Raw genomic sequence first — 16,096 nt, forward strand, 5'->3', positions numbered from 1 at the left:
CTCTCATGGTCCGCGCCGCGGCCGCCGGCAGCATCAGGGAAGACCCTGACCCTCCCCTGAATTCAGCCGCGTGTACTCCTTCCCGGGTGTCAGGTGCCCGCCGAACAGTTCGGAGACGGTCACGAAGACGTAGCCCTGCGCCGCCAGACGGTCGATGATCTCCGGAACGGCCCGCACGGTCGTCGGGTGGATGTCGTGCAGCAGCACGATGTCGCCGGGCTTCGCCGACGTCAGCACCCGGCGCTCGACGTCCTCGGTGTCGCGATCCCGCCAGTCGAGCGGGTCGACCGTCCACAGCACCTGCGCCATGCCCATCCGCCGCGTGATCCTGGTCAGCCGTTTCGACGTCGACCCGTACGGCGGCCGCAGCATGTCCGGCGTGACGCCGGACGCGCGGCGGATCGCCTCCTGCGTCCGCGTCAGCTCCGAAACGATCTTCTGCTTGGAGGCACTCCCGAGGTCGGCGTGGGTGTAGCTGTGATCGGCTATCTCGTGCCCGGCCTCATGTTCACGTCGGACGAGCCCGGGGTACTTGGCGGCGTTCTCCCCGATCAGGAAGAACGTCGCCTTGACGTTGCGGGACGCCAGGATGTCCAGCAGTTTCCCGGTGCTCTCGGCCGGGCCGTCGTCGAACGTCAGCGCCAGGCATTTCACGCGGGTGCAGTCGGGCGGCGGGGGCTTCGGCTCGGGCTTGGGCCCGGGCGGCTCGGGCTCGGGCGCGGGGGGCCCGCTCCGTGCCGCGGTGAGCCGCACCCGTTCGTCGACCGGGGCCAGTGTGCTCAGCCCCCCGCACATCGCCGCCGCGAGCACACCGGCCGCCCCCCGCCGGACCAGCTTCAGCCCGTCCATCAACCCCCCCGGCTGCCGATCCCAAGACCGGCCAGTCTAGGGCGCTGCGCCGCGCCCGCCGGGGATGCCGCCGCTGTGTCGGGAACCAGCCGAGGCCGCACAGCCGTTATCGTCGTAGACCACACCTGACCCCCGGAACGGTTCCGGGGGCCGGCACCAGACGACGGGGCAGGCATGAGGTTCCGGGACCGATTCGGGATCCGCAAGAACCGCGGGTCCACGGTGACCAGGCTCGACCGCGAGGCGACCGACTCCGACATCGAGGCACTGATCGCCTTCGCCCGCAGCCGTCGCGGCGTCGAGTTCTTCGTGGAGCCGGAGACCTTCGCCACCGACACCACCGCCGTCGCCGTCGCCCACGACGGCGAGTGGACCCGCCGCCGCGTCGGCTCCCCCAAGGTCATCGGCAAGGTGGCCCGCGACCTCGGCCTGCCCGTGTACGACGTCCAGATCGTCGGCTACCCGCCCCGCATGCGCGCCTGGAACGCACGCAACCCCGACCGCCGCATCGACCCCGGAACCCCCGGCGAAGCCGTCGCCCCCTGACGCTCGGTCGTGGCGGGGGTCAGCCGGCTTCCCGGTGCTGGTCGTAGTAGGCGGCGGCCAGTTGGTCGGGGGTCATGTGCAGGCGGACCTTCGAGGGTGGGATACCGGCGTTGATCACCTCCCTGAGCAGGACAGCCATCGAGTAGGCGGGGTCGGCGTCCAGAGCGCGTTCCAGGGCGACGTTGGCCAGGCCGCCGTCGCCCGCGGAGTAGGCGGCGAAGGCCAGCAGGGACGCCGGGGCGGGGACGTAGGGCTCCTCGACGCGGCGGAGGACGTCGCGCCAGAGGGCGATGTCGGCGGCCGGGGCGTCTTCGTCGATGCGGATCCAGGCCTCGTCGCGGACCCGCAGGTCGGTGAGGAGGATGCCGAGCCGGGCGACCTCGTCGTCGGTCGGGGCGGTACCGCCGCGGGTGAGGAGGGTGAGGACGAAGGTGAGGTCGTCGCCTGAAGTGCCGGGCCCACGGCGTCTCTCGGCACGTGCGGTGGCCTCGCGCATGGCGGTCCGGGCGGGGCCGTCGAGCGGCTGGACGGAACGGACGAGTTCGGAGCGGTCGGCGAGGGCGACGTGGCCGGCGTAGGTCGCCTGGGCGGCGAGGACGCTGGCGGAGGCGTCGTACGGGGTCCCTTCGGGCGGGCAGCAGTCGTCGTTGCAGGTGAGCGACCACCAGCGGCCGCCGGCGACGCGGATCGCCTCGGCGGCGGGGACGCCCGCAGAGCTCAGGGCCGCCTGCATCGCCGCGGCGGACTCGCCGACCTCGCCGGACGGCCCGTAGCCGAGGACGAGGGACCGGGCGAAGCCGTTGCCGGCCAGGAGGGCCGCCACCCGCCCGGCGGCCTCGCATGACGGTAAATCGAGGCGGATGGCGCATGTGCCGTGGGCACGTCCCTCGAAACCGATCACGACGAGGCTCCGGGACGGGTGGAAACCGAGCAGGTACGGGACGGCTGCGATGGCATCTTGGGCCGATCGGATCACCAGGGGTGTCATGCCTCCGACAGTGGCAGCCGCGCCGCGGGCACGAGACCGCGCACGAAACTGTGGATAACTCCAGGTCGCGTGATGGGATGTTCTGAGCGGATTCGTCGCCGAACCGGCCGATGTCGGGCTCCGCCTGACGGGACTGGACGCGGGTGTCCGCCGCGAGCGGTAGCGTTGGGCGACGTGCCCGCCCCTGATCTGCTGACCGGCAGCGATACCCAGATTCCGGACATGGCGACCCTTCTCGCCGCGGCCGTCACGTCCATCGGGGGCGCCGAGCGCCCCGGGCAGGTGGAGATGGCGCAGGCGGTGGAGAAGGCGATCGAGTCCGGTGAGCATGTCGCCGCGCAGGCCGGCACCGGCACCGGCAAGTCGCTGGCCTACCTGGTCCCGGCGATCCGGCACGCGGTCGAGAAGCAGACGACGGTGGTCGTGTCGACGGCGACGATCGCGTTGCAGCGCCAGCTCGTCGACCGCGACCTGCCGCGACTGGCGGAGGCGCTCGCGCCGCTGCTCGGGACGGAGCTGAAGTTCGCGATCCTGAAGGGCCGCCGCAACTACCTGTGCCTGCACCGGGTGCAGACGGGTGTTCCGGAGGAGGACGAGGGCCCGAGCCTGTTCGATCCGCAGCAGCTCTCGTCGCTCGGGCGGCAGGTGAAGCGGCTGAACGAGTGGGCCGACGAGACGAAGACCGGCGACCGCGACGAGCTGGTGCCGGGGGTCAGCGAGCAGGCGTGGCGGCAGGTGGCCGTCACCGCGAAGGAATGCCTGGGTGCTCAGCGCTGCCCGCACGGCACGGAGTGCTTCGCCGAGCTGGCCCGGGCGGAGGCGGGCGAGGCGCACATCGTCGTCACCAACCATGCGCTGTTGGCGATCGATGCGCTGGAGGAGTTCCAGGTCCTGCCCGAACACGATGTCGTGATCGTGGACGAGGCGCATGAGCTGGTCGACCGGGTCACGTCGGTCGCGACCGGGGATCTGAGCGCGGCCGCCGTCGAGGTGGCGGCCCGCCGGTGCGGGCGTCTCATCGAGGAGACCACGGCCGACCGGCTGAAGGAGGCCGCGGAGGGGCTCGGCCTCCTGCTGGAGGACATGCCCGCCGGGCGCATGGACGTCCTGTCGCCCGCTTTGGGCAACACCCTCGTCGTCGTACGGGACGCAGCGCGCGCGTGCATCACCGCGCTCGGGCCGGAGAAGAAGGAGTCCGACCCAGGCGACATGGCCGCGCGCAAGGCGGCACGGTCATCCCTCGAAGAGCTGCATGAAACGGCCGAGAGGACGCTGGAGGCCTTCAAACCCGAGATCGCCCAGCGCTTCGACGTGGTGTGGCTGGAGAAGCCGTTCGTCCCGGAGGGGCGGCCCAGGCGTCCGCCGGCGCTGCACGTGGCGCCGATCGGGGTCGGCGGGCTGCTGCGGACGACGCTGTTCGAGCGGCGCACCGCGATCCTGACTTCGGCGACGCTGACGCTCGGCGGGTCGTTCGAGCCGCTCGCCCGCCAGTGGGGGCTGCCGCCGCTGGGCGAGAGCGCGGGGAAGGACGCCCAGAAGGATGCGCAGACGGCCGCCGAGGGCCTCGCGCAGACCGCGACGGAGAAGGGCGAGGAGACCGAGGTCGTGTGGTCCGGGCTGGACGTCGGCTCACCGTTCGACCATCCGAAGGCGGGCATCCTGTACGTCGCGCGGCATCTGCCGCAGCCGGGACGGGACGGCCTCGCCGACGCCTACCTCACGGAGATCACCGAGCTGATCGAGGCGGCGGGCGGCCGGACCCTCGGCCTGTTCTCCTCGATGCGGGCCGCGCGGCAGGCCACCGACGAGCTGAAGGACCACCTGTCCCATCCGCTGCTGTGCCAGGGCGACGACTCCACGTCGCTGCTGGTCAAGCAGTTCGCCGAGGACGAGCGGACCTGCCTGTTCGGCACCCTGTCGCTCTGGCAGGGCGTGGACGTCCCGGGCCCGTCGCTGCAGCTCGTCATCATGGACCGCATCCCGTTCCCTCGTCCGGACGATCCCGTGTCCTCGGCGCGGTCGCGGGCGGTGGCGGCGCGCGGCGGCAACGGCTTCATGGCGGTCGCGGCGACGCATGCCGCACTGCTGCTCGCGCAGGGCGCCGGGCGGCTGCTGCGCTCCATGGACGACCGGGGCGTCGTGGCCGTCCTCGACCCGCGCCTCGCCACGGCTCGCTACGGCGGCTTCCTCAAGAACTCCCTGCCGCCGTTCTGGGCCACCACCGACCCCGGTATCGTCCGCGGCGCCCTCCGCCGCCTCGACACCGCCGCGACGGAAGCGCCGTAGGAACCCGCGCAGCGGAGGCGCAGGGGCCGGCGGCCGGGTTCAGCGGCGGTAGGTGTGGAGGAACTCGCCTATGCGACCCACGGCCTCTTCGAGGTCGTCGGCGTACTGGAGGGTGACGACGCGGAAGTGGTCGGTGGACGGCCAGTTGAAGCCCGTCCCCTGGACGACGAGAAGTTTCTGCTGTTCGAGGAGGTCGAGGGCGAAGCGCATGTCGTCCTCGACCGGATACATCTCGGGGTCCAGGCGCGGGAAGACGTACAGGGCGCCCATGGGGCGGACGCAGCTCACGCCCGGCAGGTCGTTCAGCAGTTTCCAGGCACGTTCGCGCTGCTCGCCCAGGCGGCCGGTCGGCAGGACGAGGTCGTCGATGCTCTGGTAACCGCCCAGGGCGGCCTGGATGGCGTGCTGGCCGGGAACGTTGGGGCAGAGCCGCATGTTGGCGAGGATGTCGATGCCCTCGATGTAGGACTCCGCGTGTTCCTTAGGGCCGGACAGCGCGACCCACCCGGCGCGGAACCCGGCGACGCGGTAGTTCTTCGACAGGCCGCCGAAGGTGAGGCAGAGCAGGTCCGTGGTCAGGGACGCGATGGGGATGTGCTCGGCGTCGTCGTAGAGGATCCGGTCGTAGATCTCGTCGGCGAAGATGATGAGGTTGCGGCGGCGGGCGACCTCGACGATGCGGGTCAGCACGTCCCGCGAGTAGACGGCGCCGGTCGGGTTGTTCGGGTTGATGATGACGATCGCCCTGGTGCGGTCGCCGATCTTCGATTCGATGTCGTCGACGCTCGGCTCCCAGCCGGCGTCCTCGTCGCACAGGTAGTGGACGGGCGTGCCGCCGCACAGCGAGACCGACGCCGTCCACAGCGGGTAGTCGGGGGCCGGGATGAGCACCTCGTCGCCGTCGTTGAGGAGCGCCTGCAGGGTCATCACGATCAGCTCGGAGACGCCGTTGCCGAGGTAGACGTCCTCCACGTCGACGCCGGGGACGCCGTCGTCCTCCAGCCGCTGCACGACGGCGCGGCGGGCGGGCAGGATGCCCTTGGAGTCGCTGTAGCCGTGCGCCTCCGGCAGGTTGCGGATCATGTCGTGGAGGAGCTCGGGCGGTGCCTCGAACCCGAACGGCGCCGGGTTGCCGATGTGCAGCTTGAGGATGTTGTTCCCCTCGGCCTCCAGCTGCTTGGCGCGCTTGAGCACCGGCCCGCGGATGTCGTAACAGACGTTGATGAGCTTGCCCGACTGGTTGACCTGCATGGATTTACCATAGCCGCGGCCGCCCGCGCGAACGTGCCCGGGCCGGAAAGCGGGCGGGGCGCGGGAGGCGGCCGACCGGAAGGCGGGCGGTCCGGAAGGCGGGCTGGACCAGAAGACGGGCGGACCGGAAGACCCGTCCCCCCGCGCGGCGGCGGGGGGACGGGTCCGGTGGCGTCACGGCGCGGAGATGGCGGACAGGATCGCCAGCCGCGCGGCGCGCCTGGCCGGGCGGATGGCGGCGAGCGCGCCCGCCACCGCGCCGACCAGCGCGATGACCGCGAGCTGGACGGCCCCCGGCGCGAACGGGTTGCCGAGCGCGGTGCCGAGGCCCCAGCCGAGGAACACCCCGAGGCCGATCCCGCCGCCGGTGCCGAACAGCGCGACGATGACCGATTCCCACCGGACCATCGACCTGATCTGCGGGCGGGTTCCGCCGACCGCGCGCAGCAGCCCCAGCTCGCGGGTCCGCTCGTGGACCGACAGCGACAGCGTGTTCGCGATGCCCATCAGCGCGATGACGATGGCGAGGATGAGCATCCCGTAGACGACGCTGATGAAGCCCGCCATCTCCTCCGTCTGGGCGGCGACGTAGTCGTCGCGCGTCTGGACCTCCGGTGCGCCGTACGGCTTGGCGAGCGCGGTCAGGGCCTGCCGTGCGTCCGCCTCCGACGCGCCCGGCGCCAGTTCCACGAACGCCGCGTTGTCCAGGGGTTGCCGGGTGTGCGCGTCCCACGCGGTGCGCGGCACGAGGTAGTCACCGGTCAGGTCGGTGTTCTCGTAGACGGCGCCGACGGTGAGGCGCTGCGCGGCTCCGTCGGCGAACGTGACGCCCACCTGGGAACCGGTGCTCCACCCCTTCTCGTCGGCGACGCTCTTCGACACCGCGAACGTGCCGGCGTCCGACATGCCGCCCTGCGTGACGTCCAGGTCGAGGACCCGGCTGAGCGCGGACGGGTCGGCGACGCTGACCGTCGACGGGTCGCCGTCCACCCGCAGGCTGCCGCTGCCGACGCCCGCGACCTCGCTCACCTGGGGCAGCTTCGCGGCGTCCCGGACGAGTGCGGTGCTGAACCCGCCGGTCTCGTTGTTGCCGGCGTTGACGACGATCGGGCCCTTGAACGATCCGGCGACGTTGTTCTCCAGCGACGCGCCCAGTGACCCGATGAACACCGTCATCAGCGTGACGACGCCGACGCCGATCATGAGGGCGGTCGCCGCGCCGGCGGTGCGCTGCGGGCTGCGGGACGCGTTGTCGCGGGCGAGCGCCCCCGGGACGCCGCGCAGCCGTACCGCGGGCCCGCCGAGGAGCCTGGCCACCGGGCGGGCCGCGACGGGGCCGAGCGCGACCATCGCGATGACGGTCACGATGGCGCCCGCTCCCGCCATCGCCATCTGCTCGGTGAGGGCGCCGAACACGACGGTCCCGATCGCGACCGCGGCGAAGACGCCGCCGACGATGACGCGGGTGTCGGACGGGCCGGCGGTCTCGGCGGAGACCTCGCGCAGCGCCGCCAGCGGCGGCACCCGGGACGCCTTCACCGCGGGACCGAGCGCCGCGACCAGGGTGACGAGCAGCCCCACCGGCACGGCGATCAGCAGGGAGGTCGCCGACACGGTGAGGCCCTCCATGGCGATGCCGATCCGGAACTCGGTGAACAGCAGCCGGAGCAGGGCCGCGAACCCCAGCCCGCCGGCGAGCCCGGCGATGGTGGCGGCCCCGCCGATCACCAGGGCCTCGAAGCCGACGATCGTGACGACCTGGCGGCGTCCGGCGCCGAGGGCGCGCAGCAGCGCCGACTCGCGGGTCCGCTGCGCCATCGTGATCGCGAACGTGTTGTGGATGCTGAACGCGGCGACGAGCAGCGCCACCGCCCCGAACGCGCCGAGGACGGTGCGGAAGATGGTGAGGAAGCCGCTCTCGACCTCGCTCATGCCCTCCTCGACCTGCGCCTCGGTGGTGACGGCCTCGGTTCCGGCGGGCAGGACGTTCTGCACGCGGGACGCCAGCTCGTCCGGGCTGACGCCGTCCTCTGCGAGGATGGAGACGCCGCTGATGCGGTCGGGCGTCTTCGCGACGTGCTCGCGGGCGCCTTCGAGTGTGAACGCCGTGAACGACGTCTCGCCGAAGGCCTCCTCGTCACCGAACATGCTGATGCCGACGACGGTCACGGGAATCCGTTCGGGGGTGAGCACCGCCGTCCGGTCCCCGATGGCCAGGCCGCCTTCGTCGGCGAACATCTTGTTGATGACGACCTCGTTCGGCGCGCGGGGCGCCCGGCCCTCTGCGAGCCGGTACGGGTTGAGCTTCGGATCGGTCATCCAGTTGCCGGCGGTGCGGGGGCCGCGTGACTCGATGACCGTGCCGTCCTTGGCGAGCAGTTGCCCCGAGCCTTCGATGACCGGTTCGGCGTTCGCGACGCCGTCCACCTGCCGCACCTTGCCGACGACGGACGCGTCGATCTGCCCCCGGGAGCCCCAGGGCTCGTCGCTGACCTTCGTGGAGTTCCGCACGCTGACTTCGGTCTTGCCGTAGGCGTTGGAGAAGTACCCGTCGATGCTTCCCGCGAGGGTGTCGCCGAGCACGAGCGTTCCGGTCAGAAACGTCACGCCGAGGAAGACCGCCAGCAGGGAGCCGACCATACGGCCTTTGCGTCCCCACAGTTCCTTGAAGACGAGCCCGATCATCGGTGGTCCCCCAGCCCTCGCATCCGGTCCAGCACCCGGTCGGGTGTGGGCGCGTCCATGACGTCGACGATCCGGCCGTCGGCGAGGAACACCACCGAGTCGGCGTGTCCCGCGGCGACCGGGTCGTGGGTGACCATCGCGACCGTCTGGCCGAGGTCGTCCACGGCGTTGCGGAGCAGGTCCAGCACCTCGGCGCCCGTGCGGGAGTCGAGGTTGCCGGTCGGCTCGTCCGCGAACACGATCTGCGGGCGGGTGACGAGCGCCCGCGCCAGCGCCACCCGCTGCTGCTGCCCGCCCGACATCTCCGACGGGCGGTGCGTGAGCCGGTCGCCCAGCTTCAGGACGCGGATGACCGTGTTCAGCCACTCCTGGTCCGGGGTCGTGCCGGCCAGCGTCATCGGCAGGACGATGTTGTCGCGTGCGGTGAGCGTCGGGAGCAGGTTGAACGCCTGGAACACGAACCCGATCCGCTCGCGCCTGAGCCGGGTCAGGCGCCGGTCCGACAGCGCCCCGAGCTCCTCGCCGCCGACGTAGACCTTGCCGGACGTCGCGTCCTCCAGGCCCGCCACGCAGTGCATCAGCGTGGACTTGCCGGCGCCGGACGGACCCATGATCGCGGTGAACCGCCCTTCGGGGAGCACGACGCTGACGTCGTCGAGCGCGCGCACCGCCATGGCACCGGACCCGTACACCTTGGTGAGGTGGACCGTGCGGGCGCCGCCCTTCGCGGTGCCCGGGTCCTCGTTGATCGTTCGCCTTGCTTCTGCTGCGTTTCCCATGCCGGGATCGTCGCGGGGTGTCACGGCGTCCGTCGTCGGGCCAGAAGAGGCTCTGGCTCTGCTCCGTACGCAGCATTGGGAGCGCCTCGTCTACGTCCACCGCAGTACTTCGACTCGATGTCCAATTGTGACGCGGCCAACATACATGCAGGCTTGATTGCTTGTTTGTTCGCTCGTACCGTCTGAGACGTGTCAGTAAGCAGTCGCCGACGTCACCGCCGCGGTCCCTCCAGCCGCCGTACGCAGGAGGAACGCCGGTCACGCACGCAGGCCAGCCTCCTGGAGGCCACCATGGAGTGCCTGGTGGACCTCGGCTGGTCCCGGACGTCCACCACCGAGGTGGCGCGCCGCGCCGGCGTCTCCCGGGGCGCGCAGCAGCACCACTACCCGACCAAGATGGTGCTGGTCGCGGCCGCGCTGGAGCACCTGCTGGAAGCGCAGCGGCTGGCGTACGAGACCGCGTTCGCGGTGCTGCCGGCCGAGCGGCGCAACGTCTCGGGCGCGCTCGACCTGCTCTGGGAGGTGTTCCGCGGCCGCCCGGCCAAGGCCCTCATGGAGCTGGCGGTGGCGGCCCGCACCGACGACGAGCTGCGGCCCCTCTGCCGCGACCTCAACGAGCGGATCCTCCAGGTCATCCTGGAGACGTTCGAGAAGCTGTTCCCGGAGAACACGCTGCCCGCCGACTTCGTCCCGACGATGCTGCGCGGCGTGTTCGCGATGTTCGTCGGGCTGTCCATACAGAACGCGCTGGACGACGACTCCGACGGCCACCAGGCCGCCGTGCTGCGCCAGGTCAAGGACGTCGCGCAGTTGATCGTCCCGGAGCGGGGAACGCCCACCCGCGCCCCGATGCCCACCACCGCCCCCGGCCCGGAGCCGGGGGACGCGGACGTCACCGAGCCGCGTATCGCGGCCAAGCCCTGAACCCCACCAGACCCTTCCACCCTGGAGCACCGTCGGCTTCGTCCGACGGCACGACCCCGAGGGAGCGACCGACATGCCGAAAGCCCCCACCGAGCTCGCCGACGAGGTCCGCGAGCAGGTCAAGGACAAGAAGTCGTACCTGGGCGTCATCGACCGCCTGAACAAGGCGTCGGTGGACAAGCACTGGGAGGCCTACGTCGACATCCCCTGGGACGACCCGGAGTTCACCGTCGACAAGAACGACCCGCGCTGGGTGCTGCCGCCGTTCGACCGGCTCGGCGAGACGGCGTGGTACCAGTCGCAGCCACCGGAGATCCAGGCGCAGATCGGGCTGTGGCGCGTCGCCACCGCCATGAAGATCGGCCTGCAGTTCGAGAACCTGCTGAAGCGCGGACTGCTCAACTACGCCTACCGGCTGCCGAACGGCCGGCCGGAGTTCCGGTACGTCTACCACGAGACGACCGAGGAATGTCATCACGGCATGATGTTCCAGGAGTTCGTGAACCGGACGAAGATGCCGATCCGCGGCATGCCGCGGTCGCTCAGCTTCATCGCGCAGGCCGCTCCGTGGATCCCGCTGGTCAGCACCGAGATGTTCTTCATCTTCGTCCTCGGCGGCGAGGACCCGATCGACTACGTCCAGCGCAAGTCCCTCAAGGGCGGTCACATCAAGCACCCGCTCGAAGAGACCATCATGAAGATCCACATCGCCGAGGAGGCCCGGCACATCTCGTTCGCCAGGCACTACCTCAAGCACCGGGTGCCGAACATGAACCCGATGCGCCGACGGATCCTCGGCATCGCGACCCCGATCGTCCTCGGCGTCATGGCGCGGATCATGCTGTCCCCGCCCGGGCCGATGGTGCGGCACTTCGGCATCCCGAAGGACGTCGTCCGGCAGGCGTACAAGAACGAGGTGTCGCAGGCGGAGATGTCCAACTCCGTCGCCAAGATCCGTGACCTGATGGCCGAACTCGGCGTGATCGGCCCGGTCGGCAGGCAGGTGTGGAAGGCGTTCGGCATCTGGGACGAGCCGAAGCGGCGCCGCGAACTCAAGACCCCCAAGGCCGCCTGAACATGACCGACGCGAAGGCCGGCAGGAACAAGGCCGCGTGGCAGGCCGGCATCGAGTGGCAGGCCGGCATCGAGGCGCAGCGGGACGAAGTCGAAGCGCGGGACGAGTCCGTGAGCCCGGTTTCATAGGCCGGACGTGTATCGGCGGGATTCCGCACCCCATAGAATTCCGCGCAATTCAAGACACATTCAATTAGCGGCCGCGGGTTCCGGTCCACCGGGCCGGGTTCCGCGGTTCCGGCGTCGAGCACGCCGGCATAGAGCATCGAGCGGAGCACGCGAATGAGCATCGCGATCGTGACCGGAGGCGCGTCCGGCATCGGCCGTGCGATCGCCACGTCCCTGGTGGCGCGCGGCGACACCGTCGTGGTCACCGACGTCAACGCCGAGGGCGCGGAGAAGGTCGCCGACAAGCTGAACACCCTCGGCAAGGGCAAGGCGACCTCCGCGTACCTCGACGTCACCGACGCCGAGGCCGTCGCCGTCCTGTACAAGAGCGTGAGCGCCGAGCACGGGCGGCTCGACCTGGTGTTCAACAACGCCGGCATCGCCGTCGGCGGCCTGGCCGAGGAACTGACCCTCGACCACTGGAACCGCGCGATCGACATCAACCTCAAGGGCGTCGTGCACGGCGTCCACGCCGCCTACCCGATCATGCTGGAGCAGGGCCGCGGACATATCGTCAACACCGCCTCGCTCGCCGGCCTCGTCCCGATGCCGATCGGCATCCCCTACACCGCCACCAAGCACGCCGTCGTGGGCCTGTCCCTCGGCCTGCGCGCCGAGGCGGCCGGACGCGGCGTCAAAGTCAGCGTCGTGTGCCCGAGCTTCGTCGACACCCCGCTGCTCCACAACGTCAACCCGGACCTGCCGGAGACGCCGCTCAGCGGAGACGCCACCGGCGAGATCGCCAAGGCGTCCCCGCGCCTCTACACGGCCGAGAAACTGGCCCGCGACGTCTTGCGCGGCGTCGGCAAGAACCAGGCTCTCATCGTCGCTCCCGCCCACGGCCGCATCGCCTGGCGCGGCGTCCGCCTCAACCCGGGCGCCGCCGTCCGCGTCGCCCAGATAGCCGTCGATCGCATCCGCTCGGGCAAGTGACCATGCGCACCGGGAGCCACTGACCGATCGGCCGTTACGAGGCCGCTGTAGCGCACGGTCCCCGCACGGAGACCGTGCGGGGACCGTGCGGGCTGAACTTCGCGGTGGGCACCGGCCCGCCCGATCGGCCGGCTCAGTCCACGAGTGCACCACCGGACAGGTTGGCGACTGTCCCGGTCATGGCTCCGGCCCGGTCCGAGGCCAGGAACGCGGCCGTCTCTGCGATCTCGGAGAGCGTCGGCAGCCTTTTCAGAAGTGTTCCCTGCACCATTCCGCCGCCTTCGAGGAACTCCTGGACCGACTGCCCGGCCTCTGCCGCGGCTGGTTCGAAGAGCTCCTTGGTGTAGGAACCCGCTGCGGGCGCGTCGATGACGGCGTGGGGGCGGATGCCGATGACCCGGACGTTGCCGGGTGCCAGCTCAGCGGCCAGAAGCCGTGAGAACGCCTCCTTGCCGGCCGAGCTCACGCCGTGCCCCAAGATGCCGCCCACGGCCAGTTTGGCGCCCGGCTCGGACAAGGTCAGGACGACGCCGGGACGCTCGCGGCCCATGTGCCGTGCCACGGCCTTGCTCGTGATGAACAGCGTCCGCAGAAAACCATCGATCGGCCGCATGAACTCCTCAAGCGACAGGTCCGCCAGCAAAGTCCCCTGGTCGTGCATCACGCTCACGGCGTTGAGGGCGATGTCGATGCCGCCCGCCGTCGCCGCGACCTCGTCGGCGTGCTTCTCCACCGCCTGTGAATCGAAAACGTCAACCTGCGCCGTCTCGGCCGTTCCGCCCGCGGCGGCGATATCACGCGCCACGGCGTCGAGCTTCGCCTGCGTCCGGCCGGCGATGAAGACCGTCGCGCCCTCCCGGGCGAATACCCGTGCGATGGCGCCGCCGATGGCGCCCCCGCCGCCATAGATCACGGCGTTCCTGTTCTCAAGCAGCAAGCCACTCATGTTCTGTCCCTAGTTGATTGTTCTTCCATGATTGGTTCATCCGTGATCACCCTGTCTCGGGGGGTCACGAGGATTCCCCGCACCGGGCTGCCGATGGCCGCCACACCCGGTCATCTCGCCGTTGGCCTGTGGCCGCTCGGTGACCTGTCCTCTTGTGCGTCGCGGGTCGGTTCGCGCAGCGCCTTGTCGGGGCGGGGCTCATGACGTCCCTGCCGCCGGGATCTCCCAGGGCGCGATCGGCATGACGGTGCCGGTCTCCAGCAGCGACTTGAGGTTGGCGATGACGGCCGGCCAGCCGCTCGAAATGCGGGTGTGCGCCTGGATGTCGGGCAGGTTCTCGTGGGTGACGGTGAGCCGGACGATGTCGGCGTGCTGTTCGATCAGGAAGGTGACGACCGACGGTCCGTTGGCCCGCTCCTGGTCCGGGGAGTCCTCGAAGGTGACGGTGAGACGGGTGGGTGCCTCCACTTCGAGTACGGTTCCGACGACGTCAACGGTGTCGGAACCGTCGGTGCGGCGGTGCTCCCAAGGTGAGCCGGCCTGCCAGTCGGACACGTTGGCGTGGTGCCAGTACTGCGCGGTCAGGTCGGCGTCGGTGAGTGCCTTCCACACCTGCTCGGCGGTCGCCTGGATGTAGGTGACGTAGACGTAGGTCGGGACGGTGGTTGCGGTCTCGGTGGCGGCGGTCTCGTTCATGGCGAGTTCCTCTGCTCGGTCTCGGATGGTGCTCAGGGCTGCCAGCCGCGGCGCGTCGTAGGCGGCGATCCAGCGCTCCCCGATCTGGTTGATCGGGGCGGGGTTGAGGTAGTGCAGGCGTTCCCGCCCGCGTCGTACGACGACGACGAGGTCGGCCTGCGCCAGCAGGTCGAGGTGCTGGGTCGCCGACTGGCGCGCCATCTCCAGGCTGCTGCAGAGCTCGGTGAGCGTCTGCCCGTTGCGCTGGCGGAGCCGGTCCAGGAGCAGGCGTCGGGTGGAGTCGGCCAAAGCTTTGAACACCAGGTCGAGGGCGTCCTGCTGCTCGTTCATGAACCCATCATGCAGGTATTTACCTGCATATACAAGAGCGACCGCGCAATGAGCATGTCCCTGACCCCCAGCGGACCGTGCCGCCCGCCACCCCTGACCATCCCCGCACGCCACCGGCTGCCCCGCGATCGGCAGCCACAGGCGCAGGTACGGTCCACAAACAGCATCGGACCGATCACGTCGAACTTCACCTGGCGTTTGCCGCACGACGCACTCGCCGTTACCCGCACCGGACCCGCAGGGGCCAATGGACAAGCCCCAGCACTGCACCGCGAACTCATCCCGAGCCCTCACCTCCCGGGCACTCACCCAGCGGCGGCGGAGACGGCCAACGCAACGGGAAAGCTCTCACGAACAGCGCGGCAGCGCCGCCCTCCGCGCCTTCGCTCCCAGTGGTACCGACGGTCTCTGCGCGAGCCTCAACCACCAAGTGGCCACGGGCGCCTTACTGTCACGGGAGGAGACACGAAACACCGGCATAGGCTGGAGCACGTGGAACGCATTCTGGTCAGCTCCTGCCTGGTGGGCCGCCCCGTCCGCTACGACGGCGCGGCCAGGCCGCTGGGTAGCGGACTTTTCGAACGCTGGCGCACCGAGGGCCGTCTCGTCCCCTTCTGCCCGGAGGTGGCGGGCGGCTTGGCCGTCCCCCGCCCACCCGCCGAGATCGTCGGTGGCGACGGACACGCCGTCCTCGACGGGACGGCCCAGATCCGCACGGACGCGGGCGAGGACGTGACAGCCGAGTTCCTTCACGGTGCCGAACTCGCACTCGCGGCCGCCCGGCGCTCCGGTGCCCGTATCGCCCTCCTCAAAGAGAGCAGCCCGTCCTGCGGCAGCCACCGCATCTACGACGGCACCTTCACGGGTACGCCCGTCGCCGGGGACGGTGTCACGACCGCACTTCTCGAACGCGCCGGCATCCGGGTCTTCAGTGAGAACGACCTCACCGCCGTCGATTCCCTCCTGCGAAGCCTGGAGACAACTCCGCCGAGCGAGCCCTTCTCCTCATAGCGGGGGGACCCGAGCCGTCCTCATCCATCTCTCCGAACACATCCGCGCACTGGAGACCATCTGGGCTCTCCAGGACCAAGATCGGTGCCCCCGCGGCGTTGCGACTCGCCCTCACCCGCAAAAGGACACGGCGGTCATCAGGGAGGCTGTGACCGTCGTAAACGCCCTCCGGGACGCGCTCACCGCGCCTATCGGAGGCAGCGCCGGCCTCTCGCAACCGTGAACTCATCCGCACCCTGCAGGCACCGCTCGATCCTTCCGACAGCAACGACCGCATGGCCGAGACTCCGGTGCTCACTGGACATGACTTCTCCGAGGCGCACATGCATGAAGAGACATTGCCTGTCAGAGTCGTGGGCATGTGCAGCGACCAGGTCGTGATTCGCCGAGCCGGTCTATGAACAGCATGACTTCGTCGCCGTCGAGTGGACGGATGGACGCCACAACGAGGAGAACGAGCCCGACATCCGATACGTCTGGCCACCGTAGAAATGAGAAAGGCCCCGCCGGTGTCGGCGGGGCCTTTCTGTAATATGAGTCCGGCGGTGTCCTACTCTCCCACACAGTCTCCCATGCAGTACCATCGGCGCTGAAGGGCTTAACTTCCGGGTTCGGGATGGGACCGGGTGT

14 protein-coding genes and 1 rRNA gene are annotated in these 16,096 nt (G+C 70.3%); 7 read left to right on the plus strand and 8 right to left on the minus strand.

What is annotated here, in order from left to right:
- Positions 1-33: 33 nt before the first annotated feature.
- A complete protein-coding gene (locus tag ACGFK0_RS03660; RefSeq protein WP_392899515.1) occupies positions 34-849 on the minus strand; it encodes a polysaccharide deacetylase family protein in 816 nt (271 codons plus the stop codon).
- 174 nt (positions 850-1,023) lie between these two features.
- Between ACGFK0_RS03660 and ACGFK0_RS03665 the strand changes: the two genes are divergently transcribed.
- Positions 1,024-1,395 carry a hypothetical protein gene (locus tag ACGFK0_RS03665; protein WP_392899517.1) on the plus strand — a complete coding sequence of 124 codons (372 nt, stop codon included), beginning with the start codon at positions 1,024-1,026 and terminating at the stop codon, positions 1,393-1,395.
- 19 nt (positions 1,396-1,414) lie between these two features.
- Here ACGFK0_RS03665 and ACGFK0_RS03670 read toward each other — a convergent pair whose 3' ends face one another.
- The gene (locus ACGFK0_RS03670; protein WP_392899519.1) at positions 1,415-2,383 is read right to left on the minus strand and encodes a DUF4192 domain-containing protein; all 969 of its coding nucleotides are present in this window, start codon (positions 2,381-2,383) and stop codon (positions 1,415-1,417) included.
- Positions 2,384-2,605: 222 nt separating this feature from the next.
- On the opposite strand from ACGFK0_RS03670, the gene ACGFK0_RS03675 reads away from it, so the two are divergent.
- Positions 2,606-4,669: an ATP-dependent DNA helicase gene (locus tag ACGFK0_RS03675; RefSeq protein WP_392899616.1), complete on the plus strand. Its 2,064-nt coding sequence runs from the start codon at positions 2,606-2,608 to the stop codon at positions 4,667-4,669.
- A gap of 39 nt (positions 4,670-4,708) precedes the next feature.
- On the opposite strand, the gene ACGFK0_RS03680 is transcribed toward ACGFK0_RS03675, so the two are convergent.
- From ACGFK0_RS03680 to ACGFK0_RS03690, 3 genes are all read right to left on the minus strand, one after another.
- Positions 4,709-5,920, minus strand: coding sequence for a pyridoxal phosphate-dependent aminotransferase (locus ACGFK0_RS03680; RefSeq protein WP_392899522.1), 1,212 nt, complete (start codon positions 5,918-5,920; stop codon positions 4,709-4,711).
- Between the two features lie 174 nt (positions 5,921-6,094).
- Complete coding sequence (locus ACGFK0_RS03685; RefSeq protein WP_392899525.1) at positions 6,095-8,605, minus strand: ABC transporter permease; 2,511 nt, start codon at positions 8,603-8,605, stop codon at positions 6,095-6,097.
- A complete protein-coding gene (locus ACGFK0_RS03690; protein ID WP_392899528.1) occupies positions 8,602-9,384 on the minus strand; it encodes an ABC transporter ATP-binding protein in 783 nt (260 codons plus the stop codon). Before ACGFK0_RS03690 ends, ACGFK0_RS03685 begins: the two co-directional genes overlap by 4 nt.
- Positions 9,385-9,573: 189 nt before the next feature.
- Here ACGFK0_RS03690 and ACGFK0_RS03695 point away from each other — a divergent pair, with 189 nt between their 5' ends.
- From ACGFK0_RS03695 to ACGFK0_RS03710, 4 genes are all read left to right on the plus strand, one after another.
- Positions 9,574-10,308: a TetR/AcrR family transcriptional regulator gene (locus ACGFK0_RS03695; RefSeq protein ID WP_392899530.1), complete on the plus strand. Its 735-nt coding sequence runs from the start codon at positions 9,574-9,576 to the stop codon at positions 10,306-10,308.
- Between the two features lie 73 nt (positions 10,309-10,381).
- A complete protein-coding gene (locus tag ACGFK0_RS03700; RefSeq protein WP_392899533.1) occupies positions 10,382-11,383 on the plus strand; it encodes a diiron oxygenase in 1,002 nt (333 codons plus the stop codon).
- 2 nt (positions 11,384-11,385) lie between these two features.
- Complete coding sequence (locus ACGFK0_RS03705; RefSeq protein ID WP_392899535.1) at positions 11,386-11,511, plus strand: hypothetical protein; 126 nt, start codon at positions 11,386-11,388, stop codon at positions 11,509-11,511.
- A 153-nt stretch (positions 11,512-11,664) separates the two neighbouring features.
- Positions 11,665-12,483 (plus strand): SDR family NAD(P)-dependent oxidoreductase, encoded by an 819-nt coding sequence (locus ACGFK0_RS03710; protein ID WP_392899538.1) that lies wholly within the window; start codon positions 11,665-11,667, stop codon positions 12,481-12,483.
- 133 nt (positions 12,484-12,616) lie between these two features.
- Here ACGFK0_RS03710 and ACGFK0_RS03715 read toward each other — a convergent pair whose 3' ends face one another.
- Positions 12,617-13,429 (minus strand): SDR family NAD(P)-dependent oxidoreductase, encoded by an 813-nt coding sequence (locus ACGFK0_RS03715; protein ID WP_392899541.1) that lies wholly within the window; start codon positions 13,427-13,429, stop codon positions 12,617-12,619.
- Between the two features lie 198 nt (positions 13,430-13,627).
- Entirely contained in the window at positions 13,628-14,455 is an 828-nt protein-coding gene (locus tag ACGFK0_RS03720; RefSeq protein ID WP_392899545.1) for an SRPBCC domain-containing protein, read from the minus strand.
- A gap of 492 nt (positions 14,456-14,947) precedes the next feature.
- Between ACGFK0_RS03720 and ACGFK0_RS03725 the strand changes: the two genes are divergently transcribed.
- Positions 14,948-15,466 (plus strand): DUF523 domain-containing protein, encoded by a 519-nt coding sequence (locus ACGFK0_RS03725; protein WP_392899547.1) that lies wholly within the window; start codon positions 14,948-14,950, stop codon positions 15,464-15,466.
- A 537-nt stretch (positions 15,467-16,003) separates the two neighbouring features.
- On the opposite strand, the gene rrf is transcribed toward ACGFK0_RS03725, so the two are convergent.
- Positions 16,004-16,096, minus strand: a 5S ribosomal RNA gene (rrf, locus tag ACGFK0_RS03730); the annotation flags it as partial.

This window comes from Spirillospora sp. NPDC048823 (assembly GCF_043198445.1).
Taxonomy (GTDB): domain Bacteria; phylum Actinomycetota; class Actinomycetes; order Streptosporangiales; family Streptosporangiaceae; genus Spirillospora.